At 63.4% G+C, this 17,763-nt stretch carries 14 protein-coding genes and 1 riboswitch; of the genes, 5 read left to right on the forward strand and 9 right to left on the reverse strand.

Going from position 1 to position 17,763, the window contains the following annotated elements:
- Positions 1 to 809: 809 nt before the first annotated feature.
- The 3 genes from nrdR to PAQ31011_RS17770 all read right to left on the reverse strand — a co-directional run bounded on the left by nrdR (position 810) and on the right by PAQ31011_RS17770 (position 3,805).
- Positions 810 to 1,292 carry a transcriptional regulator NrdR gene (gene nrdR, locus PAQ31011_RS17760; RefSeq protein ID WP_039396961.1) on the reverse strand — a complete coding sequence of 161 codons (483 nt, stop codon included), beginning with the start codon at positions 1,290 to 1,292 and terminating at the stop codon, positions 810 to 812.
- A gap of 17 nt (positions 1,293 to 1,309) precedes the next feature.
- On the reverse strand, positions 1,310 to 2,557 hold the full coding sequence (gene glyA, locus PAQ31011_RS17765; RefSeq protein ID WP_150577072.1) for a serine hydroxymethyltransferase: 1,248 nt from the start codon (positions 2,555 to 2,557) through the stop codon (positions 1,310 to 1,312).
- Between the two features lie 98 nt (positions 2,558 to 2,655).
- A riboswitch (ZMP/ZTP riboswitch) is annotated at positions 2,656 to 2,763 on the reverse strand.
- A 31-nt stretch (positions 2,764 to 2,794) separates the two neighbouring features.
- Entirely contained in the window at positions 2,795 to 3,805 is a 1,011-nt protein-coding gene (locus PAQ31011_RS17770; protein WP_150577283.1) for a zinc-dependent alcohol dehydrogenase family protein, read from the reverse strand.
- Between the two features lie 129 nt (positions 3,806 to 3,934).
- Here PAQ31011_RS17770 and PAQ31011_RS17775 point away from each other — a divergent pair, with 129 nt between their 5' ends.
- A complete protein-coding gene (locus tag PAQ31011_RS17775) occupies positions 3,935 to 4,867 on the forward strand; it encodes a LysR family transcriptional regulator (protein WP_150577073.1) in 933 nt (310 codons plus the stop codon).
- A gap of 49 nt (positions 4,868 to 4,916) precedes the next feature.
- Here the strand turns inward: PAQ31011_RS17775 and PAQ31011_RS17780 are convergent, their stop codons facing one another.
- The 6 genes from PAQ31011_RS17780 to PAQ31011_RS17805 form a co-directional block, all read right to left on the reverse strand.
- Positions 4,917 to 6,356: a hypothetical protein gene (locus PAQ31011_RS17780; RefSeq protein ID WP_150577074.1), complete on the reverse strand. Its 1,440-nt coding sequence runs from the start codon at positions 6,354 to 6,356 to the stop codon at positions 4,917 to 4,919.
- 208 nt (positions 6,357 to 6,564) lie between these two features.
- On the reverse strand, positions 6,565 to 7,146 hold the full coding sequence (locus PAQ31011_RS17785) for a DJ-1/PfpI family protein (protein WP_039396953.1): 582 nt from the start codon (positions 7,144 to 7,146) through the stop codon (positions 6,565 to 6,567).
- A gap of 166 nt (positions 7,147 to 7,312) precedes the next feature.
- Positions 7,313 to 8,569 carry a benzoyl-CoA 2,3-epoxidase subunit BoxA gene (boxA, locus tag PAQ31011_RS17790; protein ID WP_150577075.1) on the reverse strand — a complete coding sequence of 419 codons (1,257 nt, stop codon included), beginning with the start codon at positions 8,567 to 8,569 and terminating at the stop codon, positions 7,313 to 7,315.
- 68 nt (positions 8,570 to 8,637) lie between these two features.
- Entirely contained in the window at positions 8,638 to 10,065 is a 1,428-nt protein-coding gene (gene boxB, locus PAQ31011_RS17795; protein WP_039396949.1) for a benzoyl-CoA 2,3-epoxidase subunit BoxB, read from the reverse strand.
- Positions 10,066 to 10,150: 85 nt separating this feature from the next.
- Positions 10,151 to 11,806 (reverse strand): 2,3-epoxybenzoyl-CoA dihydrolase, encoded by a 1,656-nt coding sequence (gene boxC / locus PAQ31011_RS17800; protein ID WP_150577076.1) that lies wholly within the window; start codon positions 11,804 to 11,806, stop codon positions 10,151 to 10,153.
- 112 nt (positions 11,807 to 11,918) lie between these two features.
- Positions 11,919 to 12,833, reverse strand: coding sequence for a helix-turn-helix transcriptional regulator (locus PAQ31011_RS17805; RefSeq protein WP_150577077.1), 915 nt, complete (start codon positions 12,831 to 12,833; stop codon positions 11,919 to 11,921).
- A gap of 118 nt (positions 12,834 to 12,951) precedes the next feature.
- Between PAQ31011_RS17805 and PAQ31011_RS17810 the strand changes: the two genes are divergently transcribed.
- From PAQ31011_RS17810 to PAQ31011_RS17825, 4 genes are all read left to right on the forward strand, one after another.
- Positions 12,952 to 13,422 (forward strand): DUF4863 family protein, encoded by a 471-nt coding sequence (locus tag PAQ31011_RS17810; RefSeq protein ID WP_150577078.1) that lies wholly within the window; start codon positions 12,952 to 12,954, stop codon positions 13,420 to 13,422.
- 49 nt (positions 13,423 to 13,471) lie between these two features.
- Positions 13,472 to 15,058, forward strand: coding sequence for a 3,4-dehydroadipyl-CoA semialdehyde dehydrogenase (locus tag PAQ31011_RS17815; protein ID WP_150577079.1), 1,587 nt, complete (start codon positions 13,472 to 13,474; stop codon positions 15,056 to 15,058).
- A 210-nt stretch (positions 15,059 to 15,268) separates the two neighbouring features.
- On the forward strand, positions 15,269 to 16,840 hold the full coding sequence (locus tag PAQ31011_RS17820; protein ID WP_150577080.1) for a benzoate-CoA ligase family protein: 1,572 nt from the start codon (positions 15,269 to 15,271) through the stop codon (positions 16,838 to 16,840).
- A gap of 14 nt (positions 16,841 to 16,854) precedes the next feature.
- Entirely contained in the window at positions 16,855 to 17,676 is an 822-nt protein-coding gene (locus tag PAQ31011_RS17825; protein ID WP_150577081.1) for an alpha/beta fold hydrolase, read from the forward strand.
- The last annotated feature ends 87 nt before the right edge of the window (positions 17,677 to 17,763 follow it).

Raw genomic sequence — 17,763 nt, forward strand, 5'->3', positions numbered from 1 at the left:
TCAAACAGATCTTTTATATCCGAGTGCTTTACGCCATCAACAAGTGCAGCCGATGCCGCATCGATTTGCTCATGAATCTTCTGCGCAAATACCTCCGTCGCCCTGGCCGCACCAAGCTCCGGATCCAACGCGTCGATTTGGTTGGACAGTACTGCTACACGAGCATCACGCTCACGCTCCCACTGCGATGCCGTTTGCGATACCGCATGGCCAGGCAGCGCCGCTGCCGTCACCACTGCCGCAGCAGCGACACAAATCTTCGTCCGACGCAGGACATTCGACTTCGGGTGATTCTTTTGCATTCGATAAATCTCTTTTTCAATTCACATTAAATAGCGAGTTGATTCGCTACCGCCACAACAGCGACACACCTGCCACCATCAAGGCTGTGAATTCTAGAGACGAACTATCGAAATCCTATCAGTCCGAATAATTTTTAGTACTTACCCCATAATTCAATCAGAATTTTCATTTGGGATCATTCTTATAATATTCATTTAAATAATTTCCGAATCATCCCAAAATAATAGTTATAACACTTCTTATTTCCTTAAAAGCGTTGACGCGTGCAGCGCGCGCACAACGGTGTGACGGCGCCTTTCAGTCGCATCCCATGAGTGAATTTCGTGTAGCTCCACGTCGCAGGAGCCCGTCAGAAGCGTATGGGGCCACTTCTCAGAGAACCATAAAAAAACCCGCCGCGCCCTTTCAGGCACGACGGGTTTTTCGTCATTCATTCGACCGGTGGTGTGTCACCCACCTAAGTCTTTCCGGCAATCATCGACGCAGGTAGCGTACGCCGCCCGAGTTCAGGCCACCGGCTTGCGCTTGGGCTTGACGTCCGGGCTGTCGATTTCCTCAAGGACATCGCGGAATTCTGCGATGTCTTCGAAGCTTCGATAGACCGACGCGAAGCGGATGTACGCGATCTTGTCCAACCGCTTCAACTCGCGCATCACCAGTTCGCCAATGCGCTGGCTGATCACTTCACGCTCCGCACCGGCCAGCAGCTTGTACTCGATGCGCGCAATCGCGGCATCCATCGCTTCGGCGCTCACAGGGCGCTTGCGAATCGCCAACTGCATACTGGCACGCACTTTCGCACGGTCGTACTCGGCGCGGCTGCCGTCTTTCTTGACGACGACCGGCATGGCGAGTTCGACACGCTCGTAAGTCGTGAAGCGTTTGTCACACGACGGGCATTTCCGACGCCGCCGGATGGCGGCGCCGTCTTCCGCTTCACGCGAGTCGATGACCTGCGTGTCGTCGTGCCGGCAGAACGGGCAGCGCATGCGTGCGACGCCGTGGCTTAGCCGTAGACCGGGAAACGCTTGGTCAACTCAGCCACTTGTGCGCGCACGCGGGCCAGGTTTTCAGCGTCTTCCGGGTTGTCCAGCACGTCGGCGATCAGGTTGCCGACCAGCTCGGCTTCGGCTTCCTTGAAACCACGCGTGGTCATGGCCGGCGAGCCCAGACGAACACCGCTCGTCACGAACGGCTTTTCCGGATCGTTCGGAATGGCGTTCTTGTTGACGGTGATGTGCGCTTCGCCCAGCGCGGCTTCGGCAGCCTTACCGGTGATGTTCTTGGCGCGCAGGTCGACCAGCATGACGTGCGATTCGGTACGACCCGACACGATACGCAGACCACGCTTGACCAGCGTCTCGGCCATCACGCGTGCGTTCTTCGCGACTTGCTGTTGGTATTCCTTGAATTCCGGCGTGGCGGCTTCCTTGAACGCGACGGCCTTGCCGGCGATCACGTGCATGAGCGGGCCACCTTGAATGCCCGGGAAGATGGCCGAGTTGATCGGCTTCTCGAATTCCGCCTTCATCAGGATCACGCCGCCGCGCGGGCCGCGCAGGCTCTTGTGCGTGGTCGTGGTGACGAAGTCGGCGTGCGGCACCGGGTTCGGGTACACACCTGCGGCGATCAGACCGGCGTAGTGCGCCATGTCGACCATGAAATAAGCGCCGACCGACTTGGCGATCTTGGCCATGCGCTCGAAATCGATCTTCAGCGCGAAGGCCGAGGCACCTGCCACGATCATCTTCGGCTTGTGTTGTTGCGCCAGCTTTTCAGCGGCGTCGTAATCGATGTCTTCGGCTTCGTTCAGGCCGTAGCTCACGACGTTGAACCACTTGCCCGACATGTTGACCGGCGAACCGTGCGTGAGGTGACCGCCGTGGGCGAGGCTCATGCCCATGATCGTGTCGCCCGGCTTGAGCATGGCGAAGTACACGCCCTGGTTAGCCTGCGAGCCCGAGTTCGGCTGCACGTTGGCGGCTTCTGCGCCGAACAGCGCCTTCACGCGGTCGATCGCCAGTTGTTCGACGACGTCGACATACTCGCAACCGCCGTAATAGCGCTTGCCCGGATAACCTTCCGCATACTTGTTGGTCAGCTGCGAACCCTGCGCTTCCATCACGGCCGGGCTGGTGTAGTTTTCCGACGCGATCAGTTCGATGTGATCTTCCTGACGCTGGTTTTCTTTCTGAATCGCGGCCCAGACGTCGGGATCGACGGAGGCAACGGTAGATTTCGATTTGTCGAACATGGCGGTTCCGTTGAGTTGAACAGATTTTCCGGGAGGGGATGCTGCGGCGCGCCTTCCTTTGTGCTTCGGAAGACGATAGACAGGGCAGCACCAACCATCACGGCTGCCCAGGCGAACGGCAAATAAGACCCCGGCGCTTCCCGGTGGGTTGCTCCACCTCGGGCACACAAGGGTGTGGGCCCTAATCGCCAGTCACGCGGGGTTTGTGGCGTCGATAGTTTACGCGAGCTTGGGACGTTAGGCAACTGACCCGGAGACACGCACCACCACCTTGCCGAACGCCCCACGGCGCAAGTGCGACAGCGCCTCGGCGGCATCGGCAAATTCGTAGACGGCGTCCACGACCGGCGTAATACCGTGGCGGTCGATCATCGCACCGAGCGCCTCCAGCCCCTGCCGGTGCCCCACCCCGATGCCCTGCACATGTGCCCGCTTGAGCAGCACCGGGTACACCGGGATTTGCAGGAAATCCCCGCCCAGCGTGCCAATCACCGAAACCTTGCCGTTGGGCGCGAGCGCCGCCATCGTCTCGCGCATGTCGCCGCCGGCCAGCTCCAGCACCTGCTCAACGCCCCGCCCTTCGGTCAGTCGACGGACTTCGTCCGCCCAACCTTCCCGACGTTGGACACCGTGCGTCACCCCCAGCGCCGCCGCGCGCGCCAGCTTTTCCTCGCTACCGCTCACGACGATGGCCTTGGCCCCATGCGCCAGCGCCAATTGCGCACCGAACAAGGCCACACCGCCGGTGCCAATCGACAGCACCGTCTCGCCGGGCGCGAGCTGACGGCCAGTCCCGAACAGCGCAAACCAGGCGGTGAGTCCGGCACACGTCAACGTCGACGCTGCCACGTCGTCCAGCGTGGACGGGGCACGCACCAGCGCCGCCTCGTCGAACACGGCGTACTCCCGAAGCACACCCTGCAAGGTGCCACCGAAGATCTGCAAACCAGCCGGGGCCTGTTCCCCCTCGCTCCAGCGATCCCAGAACGTGTTGACGACGCGCTCGCCGACGCGCACGCGCGTCACGCCATCGCCCACGGCCACGACTTCCCCCGCCATGTCCGAACCGGGCACGAACGGGAACGTCACCGGCAACCCCATGCCGGTGTCGATCATGAGGGCATCGCGATAGTTGAGCGACACCGCGCTCACTTTCACGAGCACTTCACCGGGACCGGGCGTTGGCACGTCCACGGTCGCCATTGCGAGCGAAGCTTCGCCCAGCGTCGTCATTTGCCATTGCTGCATCGTTGTCATTGCCAATTTCCTCGTCGACGTTCTCAAAACGGATATCCCGGCAAGCCGGGTGGACAAGGATTAGCTTATTGGAGAATACTTCGCAGCAGTGATGGCGATTTCTCCACTGATTGGCGACTCATGAGAACCAATGAGACTTACACGCCCGACCGGCTTTCGGGCATCTCGGCGTTCGTTGCGGCGGTCGATGCCGGGAGCTTTGCAGGCGCGGCCGAACGGCTGCATCTCACGCGCTCGGCCGTCGCCAAACGCATCGCCCGGCTGGAGACGCGACTGGGCGTACGTCTGTTTCACCGCACCACCCGCAGCCAGCATCTGACCGGCGAAGGCCAGACGTTCTATCAACGTTGCACGAAGGTGCTGACGGAATTGTCCGAGGCGGAAGACGAACTGAGCGCCGGTTCGCAGACCCCCATGGGCAAGCTGCGCGTGACGATGCCCGTGCACATCGGTCGGCAGTGCATCGCGCCGGTCTTGCTGACGCTGGCGAAGACGCATCCTCAGTTGCGTCTGGAGATGGCGTTCAGCGACAGCCGCATCGATCTGGTAGAGGAAGGCTACGATCTGGCCGTGCGCAGCGGGCGGCTCGACGATACGCCCGGACTCAAGGCGCGCTCGCTCGGCGAGCAAACGATGATGTTGTGCGCGTCGCCTGCCTATCTGGCGACATACGGCACTCCACAGACGGTCGACGATCTCGCCGATCACGAATGTCTGATGTACGGACGCGCAGGCAATCTGTATCGATGGCCCACGCCGATGATGCCCGCCGACGGCCCCCATCGCTCGCCGCGCTTCATCCTCGACGATCTGATCGCACTCGTGGAAGCCGCTGAGCAGGGGCTCGGCGTCGCTTGCATGCCGCACTGGGTCATCATGCGTTCGATCGCCGACGGCACGCTCGTGCGCTTGCTGCCGCAGATTCGCGTGCCGGGCACGCCGTTGCATCTGGTCTGGCCCGACACGCGTCATCCGTCTCCCAAGCTGCGCGCTGCGATCGATGCGCTGGTGAGCGCCGCACCGGCATTGCTCGGGATGCCACCAACGGCGTGATGATCAAACGACGCTCAGACGACGAAGCGTCTGACGTCAGCATCGACGATCAACGCTGCCCCGTACACAGAAACGGCTCTTGCTGAGCGTCGACCGCCTTGGCACGCGTGGCATACATATGCGCCCAGGTTTGCGCGGCCCAGGTGCCGCCGAGGCATTCCACCAGGTGATCGCGACGCGCAAGCAGCCGGTTCACGAGCGCCTCCGGTTCACATATGGCTGCGACGTCAGGAAACACGCCGCCCGCCGCGTCCCCGTCCTTCGCCACCTCGTAGACACTTTGCGCCCACGGCCGAATGTCAGGCGCGGAAATCCGGCCCAGCCGGTAAGCCATTTCAGCCGCCAGCGCGCGTACGCTAACCGGGTTCTTCAATGCGTCGTGCACTGACTTGTTTGACGCACCGGACGTGAGTCCTCTCAGGCGACGAACAAATGGCGCGTACTGATCGCCGTACGGAAATTGCGAGAGGTCGGTGAGCGAATTTTCGGCGAGCGCGGTGCTGAAGTCCGCCGCGTCTCGCCGGAATGTCGACGTCAGCGCAGGCAGCGAAGGCACGGCATTGCGCTGACTGACCGCCACGTCGTAGCTCTGGTCTTTGGTCAGGCCTTGAAAGCCCAGGTGAAGGCACGCGTCGAAGTCGAGCGACATCGCATACGGCAGGTCGTTCTTGTCGCGCCAGACACCGATGTTCTCCATGAAGACGTTGCACAGATCCCAGTTGCCGAGCCAGAGTGCCGCGATGTAGTGACGTTCGAGCGCGCATTGATAGACGTCCGGCAACGCGTGACACAGTTGATGGCGCATGGCGTTGCGACGTGCCAATGCGTCTGCATACCCCTTCGCCGCCTCACCGCTCAGCGCGTGAAACGGCACACCGCCGGACGTCACCAGTCCCGCCATCTGCCGCCTCGCCGCGCTCGCTTCGTTCCTCACCACTTGCAGCCGAGACACGTCGGGCCGGTCGGCACCGGTTGTCCCTTCGAGAACACGCCACGCATCGTCGCTCTCCAGCCAGTCGCCGAGATCCTGATATCGGGACAGAAACGTCGTTGCCAGATAGACCCGCGCCGGGTCGTGCGTCCCGTCGAACGCTTGCGAGCACCCACGCACCAGCACGGCGGTCGGTGTCGCGAGTCCCACAGCGCCAAAGAGGCGTGACGCCAGCCATGCCTGCGCGGCATGCCCCGCGCTCGGGCACGCTTTGATGACGTACTGAGGCATATCTGCATGCGGCGTGAGCGACATGCGTATAGCCGACCCGGTGCTGCCCATCGGCGCGGCATCGGTCACGCGCGTGGCGTTGGAGAAATCGTAAGGACCGATGTCCGGCAAGGACGCACCGCTGCCGTCGTGCCCGATGACCGCACCGAAGATGCCCAACGGACCGGCTTCCGGCAACAAGGCTGCGTGCCCGGAGGCGTCGCCTGTCAACCCGTCGTGCCGGCCGTGGTTGATGTCACTGTGAACGAGGAAAGTGTTGATCTGCATCGCGACGCTCCCTGGTCGTGGCAGGGGGGCCGCTACGTGTGCGGACGCCGGCCTCCCGGTTGAGACCGGCAATCTTGCTGCGGCGTCGCGCGTCCAGCTTTCGAAAATGAGGCAAGATCGGACGAATCCGCCGCGCGTCTGCGGCAAGGACCGCAGTGGCGGCGGCGTCCGGTGGCGGGTCTTACTTTACCTCCGCCCTACGTCGGCTTTACAGCTCGATTTTCGTGCCGAGCACGGCGAGGAACTGCGCGATCCACGCAGGGTGCGCGGGCCAGGCCGGGGCGGTGACGAGTTTGCCGTCGGTATGGGCGTCGTCGATGGCGATCTCCATGTACTTTCCGCCTGCCAGACGCACTTCCGGCGCGCACGCCGGATACGCCGAACACTCGCGCCCTTCGATCACACCGGCGGCCGCCAGCAATTGCGCGCCGTGACAGATCGCGGCAATCGGCTTGTCGTTCTCGGCAAAGTGACGCACGGCGGCGAGGACTTGTTCGTTCAGCCGCAAGTACTCGGGTGCACGTCCGCCAGGAATCACCAGCGCGTCGAAATCGGCGGGCGAGAGGCCGTCAAATGTGGCGTTGAGGGTGAAGTCGTGACCGCGCTTCTCGCTGTAGGTCTGATCACCTTCGAAATCGTGAATCGCGGTGCGCACCTTGTCGCCCGCCTTCTTGCCAGGGCAGACGACCTCCACGCGATGCCCAACGGCCATCAGCGCCTGCACCGGCACCATCAGCTCGTAGTCTTCGACGTAGTCGCCCGCCAACACCAGAATCCGCTTCTTGCCCATGTGACTCTCCGTTCAGAGAAAAAATGGAAGGGAAACAGCCCCTCCATGTTACTCAATTCCGGTGACGCACTTGAGACAGCATTGGACAACCTCGGGACGAAAAAAAACCGCGTGACGAAGCACGCGGTGTTAAGTCGGCGCAGAACGCCGTCGGTCAATCGATTCGTCAATAAGTTTCCAGATGCAAACGCCCTTCCGTCTTCATCCGTTGCCAGAGCGTCTGCCAGTCGAGACCCGCTTCACCGGCGATGGTCTGCAACACCTGGAGCACGCCGTCCTCCATGCCTTTCAACCCGCAGACATAGATGTACGTATGCTCGTGCCGCAGCAGCGCCGCCACATCGGCCGCACGCTCGCGCATCGCATCCTGCACGTAACGCTTGGGGCTTCCCGGTGTGCGCGAAAACGCCAGGTTGGTATCGATGAAATCCTTCGGCAGATTGAGCAGCGGGCCGAAGTACGGCAGCTCGCCTTGCGTGCGCGCACCGAAGAACAGCATCAGCTTGCCGGTCGCGCCCTTCATGCGGCGACGTCGGCGGTATTCCGTCATTGCACGCATCGGTGCCGCGCCCGTGCCGGTGCAGATCATCAGAAGATGCGAGTCGGCGTGGTTCGGCATCAGGAACGTGCTACCGAACGGCCCCATCACGTTGACCACGTCGCCCTTCTTCAGGTCGCACAGATAGTTCGAGCACACACCGCCGACGGCTTGCTCCTGATGGTCCTTCGTCACCCGCTTCACGGTGAGTGCGAGGTTGTTGTACCCCGGACGCTCCCCATCGCGCGGCGACGCAATCGAATACTGACGCGCATGATGCGCACGCCCGTCCGCCGTCGTGCCCGGCGGGATGATGCCGATGGACTGCCCTTCGAGCACCGGGAACGGTTGCTTGCCGAAGTCGAGCACGATGTGATGGATATCGCTCTCGGTACTCGCGTCCGTCACGCGATAGTTGCCGACCACGGTGGCCTGCACCGGGGCCTTGTGGTTGTAGAGATTGACGTAGGGCTTCGCGGCGGACCATGGCGGCACGACCGAGCCGCGCACCAGATCCGAGCCGCCGATGACGGGCTCCGGAGCATCGGCCGATGCACCGCCAGCCGCACCCTCGGATGCCTCGCCAATCGTCCCCTGCCCGGCGAGCGCATCGTCCTGCACGGGCAGTTCGTCCCACGAGAGCTGGTCGTCGACGGCATAGACTTCGGCTTTGAGCACGTCGCGCCAGTTGTCGATAGCCCCCGTCGGGCACGGCGAGATACACGCCATGCACCCATTGCACGTGTCCGCACGCACGACATAGTTGTTCTCGTCGTGCGTGATCGCGTCGATCGGACACGTCTCCTCGCAGGTGTTGCAGCGAATGCAGATCTCCGGATCGATCAGATGCTGCTTCAGGACTTCGACCGGAACGGGGCCGTTCATGATGCTGTCTCCTTGTGGGGATGGCTCTTGCGGCCTTTCCAATAACTTGGCAATAACCTGGCAAAGACTTAGTTGAAACGCACGTACTCGAAATCGATGGGCTGACGGTTGATGCCCAGCGGAGGCGGCGCAATCCAGTTGGCGAACTTGCCCGGCTCGGTCACACGCCCCATGAGCGACGCCACATACGCGCGGTCTTCCGAGGTCGGCAGCCACTCGCGCTCGTGCGCGGCCCATTCCGTCTCGCTCACCACGCGACCGTCCGGCGACACACGCACGCCCGCGAACGTCCCGATCTGACGATTGAACGCCTTGTGCGGCACCGTCAGACGGAAGTCGATCCCGGCCTTCTCCAGCACCTTGTTCCAGCGATTCACACCGGCGACCGAATCCTTGATGTAGTCGTCGCGCAGCACTTCGTTCATCGCGTTGAGCATCGGCACTTCGCGCTCCACGAGCTTGCCGTTGTCGACATCGAGCAGACGGTACATCTGACCGTTCAGTTGATGGTCATCGTCGCGCTTGCTCTCTTCATAGCGACCCTTGAGGCCGGAGCTATAGAAGATGGCCGCGTTCGACGACTGGTCCGCGCCGAACAGATCGATCGTCACGGAGTAATGGAAGTTGATGTAGCGCTGGATCGTCGGCAGATCGATGACGCCGGCCGCGCGCAGCTTCGAAACGTCGTCGGTCTTCAGCTCGTTCATCACCTGCGCCGTGCGGGCGATCACACGCGACACGCCCGACTCGCCCACGAACATGTGGTGCGCTTCTTCCGTCAGCATGAACTTGGTGGTGCGGGCCAGCGGATCGAACCCCGACTCGGCCAGTGCGGACAACTGGAACTTACCGTCGCGGTCCGTGAAATACGTGAACATGTAGAACGCGAGCCAGTCCGGCGTCTTCTCGTTGAACGCACCGAGAATGCGGGGATTGTCCTCGTCGCCCGAGCGGCGGCCGAGCAGCGCTTCGGCTTCTTCACGGCCATCACGGCCGAAGTAGCGATGCAGCAGATAGACCATCGCCCACAGGTGACGGCCTTCTTCCACGTTCACCTGGAACAGGTTGCGCAGATCGTACATCGACGGCGCGGTCAACCCGAGGTGACGCTGTTGTTCCACCGATGCCGGTTCCGTGTCCCCTTGCGTGACGATGATGCGGCGAAGGTTCGCGCGATGCTCGCCCGGCACGTCCTGCCACGCGGCTTCGCCCTTGTGCTCGCCGAAGTGGATCTTGCGATCCGACTCGCCCGGCGTGAGGAAGATGCCCCAGCGATAGTCCGGCATCTTCACGTGATCGAAGTGCGCCCAGCCGCTCGGATCGACGCTCACGGCCGTGCGCAGATAGACGTCGAAACCATGCGAGCCTTCCGGGCCCATGTCACCCCACCAGGACAGAAAGTTCGGCTGCCATTGTTCGAGCGCGCGTTGCAGCGTGCGGTCGTCCGACAGGTTGACGTTGTTGGGGATCTTCTCGCTGTAGTTGATCGAAGCCATCGTGGGAATCCTCGTGTCTCGTACGTGTTCTATGGAAACGTTTGATCGGGTGCGGGGGCGGCGGCTACCGCTCCCCGCGTATTCGTCAGACGCGGTTCAGATCGAACTGCGCCTTGTTGCCCTTGCCGTAGACCTTGAGCGCGCCCTTTTCGCCCACGGCGTTCGGACGAATGAATATCCAGTTCTGCCATGCCGACAGACGGCCGAAGATGCGCGTGTTCATCGTCTCTTTACCGTTGAAGCGCAGGTTGGCTTCCATGCCGGTCAGCGCATCGGGCGACATCGCTGCACGTTCCTCGATGGCGATGCGGATTTCGTCCGGCCAGTCGAGATCGTCGACGGCGGCCGTGACCAGCCCCAGACGCTCGGCTTCGTCCGGACGCACCGGACGGCCGATGGTGGCGCGCACCGCCTCAAGCTCGGCAGCGTCTTCATAGAAACGGCGTGCCAGACGCGACTGATCGGTCACCATCGGCAGCAGACCGAAGTTGACTTCGCTCAGCGTGATGGCCGGTTCGTCTTCTTCGCTCGCCGGGAGCGCTGCCATATAGGTACGGTCGGCGGCGAACGCGAATTCGGCGAGCGTGCCGGTGAAGCACGAATCCGGCTCGATCAGCGCGAACAGCGAGCGCGACGACACATCGATGCGGGCGAACGTGCGGCGCAGCATGCCGAGGGTTTCGCGTACGAACCAGTGGTCCTGATGCGCGAGCAGCGACGCGTCGGCGGCGAGCACATGCTTAGCGTCGCCTTCGGTGCGCAGCAGCCATGTCCCGATGTCGAGTTCGTTCGTGCGCAGGTTAAGAATCGCGTCGTCGAGTTCGCGCGCCATCTTCAGCGGCCACCAGTTGATGCCTGCGGCTTCGATACCGGCGATGTCGCTCGGCGGCGCAGACTTCGGCGCCTTCACGGTCAAGCTTGCGGTTCGATTGGCGCGGTCGATTTCGACGTCGACGAATTCATAGCGGATGGCATCCGGCTCGTCGGTGCGCTCGATGCGCGTGAGCGTCACGCCCTTGCCGCCCGGGCGATGGCTGTCTTGCGCCAGTTCCTGTGCACGTGCGGCCACGGCTTGCGCGAACTGCGCGGGCTTGACCACTTCGTCAACCAGACGCCATTGCTTGGCGCGCTCGCCACGAATACCTTCGACGATGGTGCAGAAGATATCGGCGCGGTCGTTGCGCACATGACGCTTGTCCGTCAGACGCGTGAGGCCGCCGGTGCCCGGCAGCACGCCCAGCAGCGGCACTTCCGGCAGCGCGACCGACGACGAGCGGTCGTCCACCAGATAGATCTCGTCGCACGCCAGTGCAAGTTCATACCCGCCGCCGGCGCAGGCACCGTTCACGGCGGCAATAAACTTCAGGCCCGAATGACGGCTGGAGTCTTCGAGACCGTTACGCGTTTCGTTGGTGAATTTGCAGAAGTTGACCTTCCACGCATGCGAGGAGAGGCCCAGCATGAAGATGTTCGCACCCGAGCAGAACACACGGTCCTTGGCGCTCGTGACCACCACCGTCTTCACTTCCGGATGCTCGAACCGGATGCGCTGGATGGCATCGTGCAGTTCGATGTCCACGCCCAGATCGTACGAATTAAGCTTGAGCTTGTAGCCCTCGCGAATGCCGCCGTCTTCCGCGATGTCGATGGCGAGCGTGGCCACCGAGCCGTCGAAGCTCAGCTTCCAGTGCTTGTACTGCGTGGGGTCCGTACGGTAGTCGACGTGGGGTTTGCCGAACATGATTGCCTCCAACTCGAATAATGATCTTGTTGAATTGCAATATAGTGCAGCACAAACCCACCGTCAACCGTTTACACAAATAAAAATGAATTATTTTGCAGAATGCATCCCATCAGTCGGATGACAACTGCACTGCCAGGCGTCCACGCAGTTGCAGATAGGCGTCTGCGAGCGCCCGCCCGCCGGTGTCGAAGCTCATGTCGGCCTTGGCGTAGAAGTCCTGACGCCCAGCCAGAATGCGCTTGAGGTCGTCCATCGCTTCCGCATTACCCGACATCGGCCGCAAGTCGCCCTGCGCGACCACGCGCTTCATATGCTCCTCGGGCGACGCTTGCAGCCACACCGTATAGCAGTGGGTCAGCAGGAAGTTGAACGTAGCGGCGTCGCTGACGATACCGCCAGGCGAAGCGATCACGGCCCGCGGATGCTCGGCCACCACGGCTTCCAGCGCGCGCAGCTCATACCGGCGGTAGGCGCTCGCGCCATACAGCGAGTAGATCTCCGACGGCGGGCAGCCGGCCAGTTGTTCGATCACGCGGTTGAGTTCGACGAACGGCACGTGCATTTCGTCGGCGAGCATGCGGCCCAGCGTCGACTTGCCCGCGCCGCGCAGCCCGATGAGCGCGATGCGCCCGCGCCGGTCCGGGTCTCGCTCACTGCCGGCGAAGAGTTCGCTCAGCGCCTGACGCGCGCGAGTCAGCGCCTCGCCGTCGCGCCCGTGCAGGATCTCGCGAATCAGCAGCCATTCGGCGGACGACGTGGTTTCGTCACCCACGATTTCGGCCAACGTGCAATTTAGTGCCTGTGCGAGTTGACGCAGGAACAGCACGGAGGCGTTCCCCACGCCCGACTCCAGATTGGCGACGTGACGCTCGGAGACCCCGGCGTCCAGCGCCAGCGCCTTACGGGTCAGGCCTCGACGGGCGCGCAGCGTCCGAACCCGCTCGCCCAGTGCGACCAGGAACGGGTCTTTCTCGCCGGCGCCTCGCGCCGTCGGCACCCCATCGGCTTGCGCACTCTTATTCATCGGATGAGATCCTCGAAGCAGGTAACATGTAATATATTGCTTGACAGCCAAATTTGCATGCTCTAATTTTCACCATGCGTCAGTAAAAAAGCAAACACGACGTCCCCAGGAGACATGGATGGATGTGCCCCAATTTCAGGCGCTGATCGCCGACGTGACACGTCAGCTCGACGGCCGCCCGCTAGACAGCTCGCTCGCCGACTGGCTCAACGCCAACTACGGCGCGGGCTCCCCAGGCTACGAAGCGCTCATCGATGCCTGCCGCATCGGCGTGGCCGACGGTTGGCTGTGCAATCGCGAAGGCGGCGGCATTCGGTACGGCCGCGTCATCAAACCTACGCCCGACACGCATGGCTTTTCCGTGGATGTCGTCGATATGGCCAATCTGGCCGGACCACACCACGTGCATCCCAACGGCGAAATCGATCTGATCATGCCGCTCACGCCGGGCGCGACCTTCGACGGCCACCCGGCGGGCTGGTGCGTCTACGGTCCGGGCACCGCACATCGTCCGACGGTGGCGAGCGGCCGTGCCCTCGTGTTGTACCTGTTGCCCGAAGGCGCTATCGAATTCACGCGCAGCGCCTGAGACCGGCGCGCCCTTGCTTCCCTGCTTCCCTGCTTGACTCACCTCGGTGATGGATATGAGTACCCCTGCCTTGCTGGAAAACTATGTCGCTGGCCAATGGGTGGCCGGCGGCGGCGAGCGCACTGCGCTAACCGACCCTGTGACGGGTAACACGCTCGCCTTCGTCTCAAGCGCCGGTCTGGATCTCGACGCCGCGTTCGCCTTCGCGCGCGACACGGCTGGCCCGGCGCTGCGCGCGCTGTCGTACGGCGAACGGGCGCAACGGCTCTCGCAGATCGTCACCACGTTGCACGCGAATCGCGACGATTACTACGCCATCGCGACGGCCAACTCGGGCACGGTCGCCACGGATTCTGCCGTCGATATCGACGGCGCGATTTACACGCTGTCGACCTACGCGAAGCTAGGTGCGTCGCTGGGCGATGCGCACACGTTGCTCGATGGCGCGGCCGTGCCGCTCGCCAAAGACGCCTCGTTCGCCGTGCGTCACGTCTTCCGTCCGACGCCGGGTGTGGCCCTCTTTATCAATGCGTTCAACTTCCCCGCGTGGGGTCTCTGGGAGAAGGCGGCGGGGGCGCTGCTGGCGGGTGTGCCCGTCATCGTCAAACCGGCGACCTCGACCGCGTGGCTCACGCAGCGCATGGTGGCCGATGTGGTCGCCGCAGGCATTCTGCCGCCGGGCAGTCTGTCGGTGATCTGCGGCAGCGCCGCCGGTCTGCTCGACCGCATCGGACCGTTCGATGTGGTCTCGTTTACCGGCTCGGCGGACACTGCCGCCACGTTGCGCGCGCATCCCGCCTTCACCGAACGCTCCGCGCGCATCAACGTAGAGGCCGACAGCCTGAACAGCGCCCTCCTTCTGCCGGACGCCGCGCCAGGCACCGCCGCTTTCGATCAGTTCGTGCGCGAAGTGGCACGCGAGATGACGGTCAAGTCGGGACAGAAGTGCACGGCGATTCGTCGCGCGATGGTGCCGGTCGAGCATTTCGACGCGGCGGCCACCGCCATTGCCGAGCGTCTGGCGAAGACGGTCGTCGGCAATCCGCGCAACGAGTCCGTGAAGATGGGTTCGCTCGTGAGCGCTGCGCAAAAGCGCGCGGTGCTCGATGGCATCGCGCATTTGCAAGCCGAAGCCGAAACGCTCTACGACGGCAATCGCGACGCCGTTTTCGTCGATACCGACGCGAATAGCGCCTGTGTCGCCCCCGTGCTGCTGGGCCTGCGCGATGGCGCGGCAGGCAAGCGCGTGCACGACACCGAGGTCTTCGGGCCGGTGGCGACGCTCGTGGGTTATCGCGATATCGATGAGGCCGTCGCGCTCGCCAAGCGTGGTCAGGGGTCGCTGGTCGTCTCGCTGTACAGCAACGACGCCGTCGCCATGCGCACGCCTGCCCTCGCGCTGGCCGACGCGCATGGGCGCGTTCACGCCGTCGATCCGTCGGTTGCGAAGACGCAGACCGGTCACGGCAACGTCATGCCGCAGTCGCTGCACGGCGGCCCGGGACGCGCCGGTGGCGGCGAAGAACTCGGCGGGCTGCGCGCGCTGCGCTTCTATCACGTGCGCTCGGCCGTTCAGGGGCCCGCCGCGCTCGTCGAAGCGCTGACGCAGGACGCCGTCGAACTGCCGAGGTCGTAACGTCGTCACCGCGTCGCCGCCAGATCGTAAGCCATTCACAGACACATCCCGCATCCGATTCACATCGTTTTACGCCAGCAGTAGAAGTCGCAAGCCGTCGCAGTCAAGGTGATTCAAAGAGGCGCCGTCAGAGCGCTGAAAAGAACTCACGCCACGCGTGCCGCGCCCGTTGGAGTGCGCTGTGCCGCGTGGTGATCCACCGGAGGCAACATGGAAGCCGTACTCACCCCACCGCCGGCGAACTTCAACTTCGCCGCGCATCTGGAGACGCTCAACCGCGAGCGCGCTGCCAAGACTGCATATCTCGACGACACACGCTCGCTGACCTATGGCGAACTGGCCGAGCAAAGCCGACGCTTCGCCACAGGCCTCACGCGCGCGGGTGTGCATCGCGAAGAGCGCATCCTGCTCGTCATGCTCGACACCATCGATCTGCCCATCGCGTTTCTCGGCGCGCTGTATGCGGGCGTGGTGCCTGTGGTAGTGAACACGCTGCTCACGGCCGACGACTATGCGTACATGATCGCGCACAGCAAGGCGCAACTCGTGATCGCGTCCGGCGCGTTGATGCCGACGGTGCAGGCCGCGCTCGACAAGGTCGCCGAGACCGGTTCGCCGCCACCGTGCATCGTCTCGCAACCGATTGCGGCCGAGACCGATGGCGCGACCGCCTTGCCGAACTTCGATGCACTCATCGACGGCCCGCCCAGCGCCCTGCCCGTCGACACGGCAGGCGACGACATTGCGTTCTGGCTGTACTCGTCGGGCTCGACCGGCAAGCCCAAGGGCACGGTGCATACGCATGCCAATCTTTACTGGACGGCAGAGACCTACGGACGCAACGTGCTCGGCATTCGCGAAGACGATGTCGTGTTCTCTGCGGCCAAGCTGTTCTTCGCATACGGCCTGGGCAACGGGCTGACGTTCCCGCTGTCGGTCGGTTCGACCGTCGTGCTGATGGCGGAGCGTCCCACGGCAGAAGCCGTCGCGAAACGGCTGCGCGAGCATCGTCCGACGATCTTCTACGGCGTGCCGACGCTCTACGCCACACTGCTCGCCTCACCGCATCTGCCTGCGCGCGCGGACGTGGCGCTGCGCCTGTGCACGTCCGCTGGCGAAGCGCTGCCGCGCGAGATCGGCGAGCGCTTTACCGCGCACTTCGGCGCGGAGATTCTGGACGGCATCGGTTCGACCGAAATGCTGCACATCTTCCTGTCGAACCGTGCGGGTCAGGTCGCCTACGGCACCACCGGCGAACCGGTGCCGGGCTACGCCGTGGAGTTGCGCGACGAGGACGGTCAGCCGGTGCCCGACGGCGAGATCGGCGATCTGTACATCAAAGGGCCGAGCGCCGCGCTCATGTACTGGTGCAACCGCGAAAAGTCGCGCTCGACATTCCTCGGCGACTGGCTCAAGAGCGGCGACAAGTACCAGCGTCTGCCCAATGGGTATTACGTCTATGCGGGACGCAGTGACGATATGCTCAAGGTCAGCGGCCAATACGTCTCCCCCATCGAAGTCGAGATGGTGCTGATGCAACACGACGCGGTGCTGGAGGCAGGGGTCGTGGGACGCGACGACAACGGTCTGACGAAAACGCAGGCGTTCGTCGTCCTCAAGCCGGGGCTGGTCGCCACGGACGCCATGGCGACCGAGCTGAAGGCCTTCGTCAAGGCGCGCCTCGCGCCGCACAAATATCCTCGCGAGCTGGTGTTCGTCGACGATCTGCCGAAGACCGCCACGGGCAAAGTTCAGCGCTTCAAGCTGCGCGAGTTGCTTTAGGAGACAGACACAGAATGTCGGACGTACAGTTCGCCGAGATCGAGACGCCCTCGCACGGTGCGCTCTCGCTGGAGTACCGATGGATCCACCGCGAGCGCACCGACGCGCCGCTGCTGGTGTTTCTGCACGAAGGGCTCGGGTCCATCGCCATGTGGAAGGACTGGCCGCAGCAGTTGTGCGACGCAGGCGGCTATCGCGGCCTCGTGTTTTCGCGCAACGGCTACGGCCGCTCGACGCCCCGCCCGAAGGATGAGAAGTGGCCCGTCGACTTCATGCACCGTCAGGCGCGCGAAGTGCTGCCCGCGTTTCTCGATGCAGTCGGTGTCGGTACGGAGCAGGCGGACCGCGTGTGGCTCGTCGGCCACAGCGATGGCGGCTCGATTGCCCTGCTGTTCTCGGCCGCCTTCCCCGACCGGCTGGCTGGCGCGGTCGTGATCGCACCGCATCTGTTCGTCGAGGACGTGTCCGTCGAGAGCATCGCGAAGACGAAAACCGTCTACGAGACGACGGACCTGCGCGTGAAACTCGGCCGCTATCACGACGACGTGGACTCGGCGTTCTGGGGCTGGAACGACATCTGGCTGAATCCGGCGTTCCGCGACTGGAATCTGGTCGGCGCGGTGGCCACCATCTCGAAACCGTTGCTCGCGATTCAGGGCGAAGACGACGAGTACGGCACGATGGCGCAGATGGACAGCATTGCCGCGCATGTGCCGCACGCGAAGGTGGTGAAGCTGCCGGACTGCGGACACTCGCCGCATCGCGACGCCCCCGCACCGCTGGGCGAAGCCATCGTCGCGTTCATCGGCGCACAGGTGCAGCGTCAGGCGGCGTGATGGTCGCGGCTCGCATCTGACGTCACAAAAAGCGAAACGGGCGTCCTCCGGCATTCGGAGGACGCCCGTTGCTATTTCACGACCGCC

It is taken from the genome of Pandoraea aquatica (assembly GCF_902459565.1).
GTDB lineage: Bacteria > Pseudomonadota > Gammaproteobacteria > Burkholderiales > Burkholderiaceae > Pandoraea > Pandoraea aquatica.

Bases quoted from the DNA above. Each gene is read 5' to 3' on its own strand.
- PAQ31011_RS17820 (WP_150577080.1), top strand. From the start codon at position 15,269: ATGGAAGCCGTACTCACCCCACCGCCGGCGAACTTCAACTTCGCCGCG.
- PAQ31011_RS17775 (WP_150577073.1), top strand. From the start codon at position 3,935: ATGAGAACCAATGAGACTTACACGCCCGACCGGCTTTCGGGCATCTCG.
- PAQ31011_RS17825 (WP_150577081.1), top strand. From the start codon at position 16,855: ATGTCGGACGTACAGTTCGCCGAGATCGAGACGCCCTCGCACGGTGCG.
- glyA (WP_150577072.1), bottom strand. From the start codon at position 2,557: ATGTTCGACAAATCGAAATCTACCGTTGCCTCCGTCGATCCCGACGTC.
- PAQ31011_RS17780 (WP_150577074.1), bottom strand. From the start codon at position 6,356: ATGCAGATCAACACTTTCCTCGTTCACAGTGACATCAACCACGGCCGG.
- PAQ31011_RS17770 (WP_150577283.1), bottom strand. From the start codon at position 3,805: ATGCAGCAATGGCAAATGACGACGCTGGGCGAAGCTTCGCTCGCAATG.
- PAQ31011_RS17785 (WP_039396953.1), bottom strand. From the start codon at position 7,146: ATGGGCAAGAAGCGGATTCTGGTGTTGGCGGGCGACTACGTCGAAGAC.
- PAQ31011_RS17815 (WP_150577079.1), top strand. From the start codon at position 13,472: ATGGATATGAGTACCCCTGCCTTGCTGGAAAACTATGTCGCTGGCCAA.
- boxA (WP_150577075.1), bottom strand. From the start codon at position 8,569: ATGAACGGCCCCGTTCCGGTCGAAGTCCTGAAGCAGCATCTGATCGAT.
- PAQ31011_RS17805 (WP_150577077.1), bottom strand. From the start codon at position 12,833: ATGAATAAGAGTGCGCAAGCCGATGGGGTGCCGACGGCGCGAGGCGCC.
- boxC (WP_150577076.1), bottom strand. From the start codon at position 11,806: ATGTTCGGCAAACCCCACGTCGACTACCGTACGGACCCCACGCAGTAC.
- nrdR (WP_039396961.1), bottom strand. From the start codon at position 1,292: ATGCGCTGCCCGTTCTGCCGGCACGACGACACGCAGGTCATCGACTCG.
- PAQ31011_RS17810 (WP_150577078.1), top strand. From the start codon at position 12,952: ATGGATGTGCCCCAATTTCAGGCGCTGATCGCCGACGTGACACGTCAG.
- boxB (WP_039396949.1), bottom strand. From the start codon at position 10,065: ATGGCTTCGATCAACTACAGCGAGAAGATCCCCAACAACGTCAACCTG.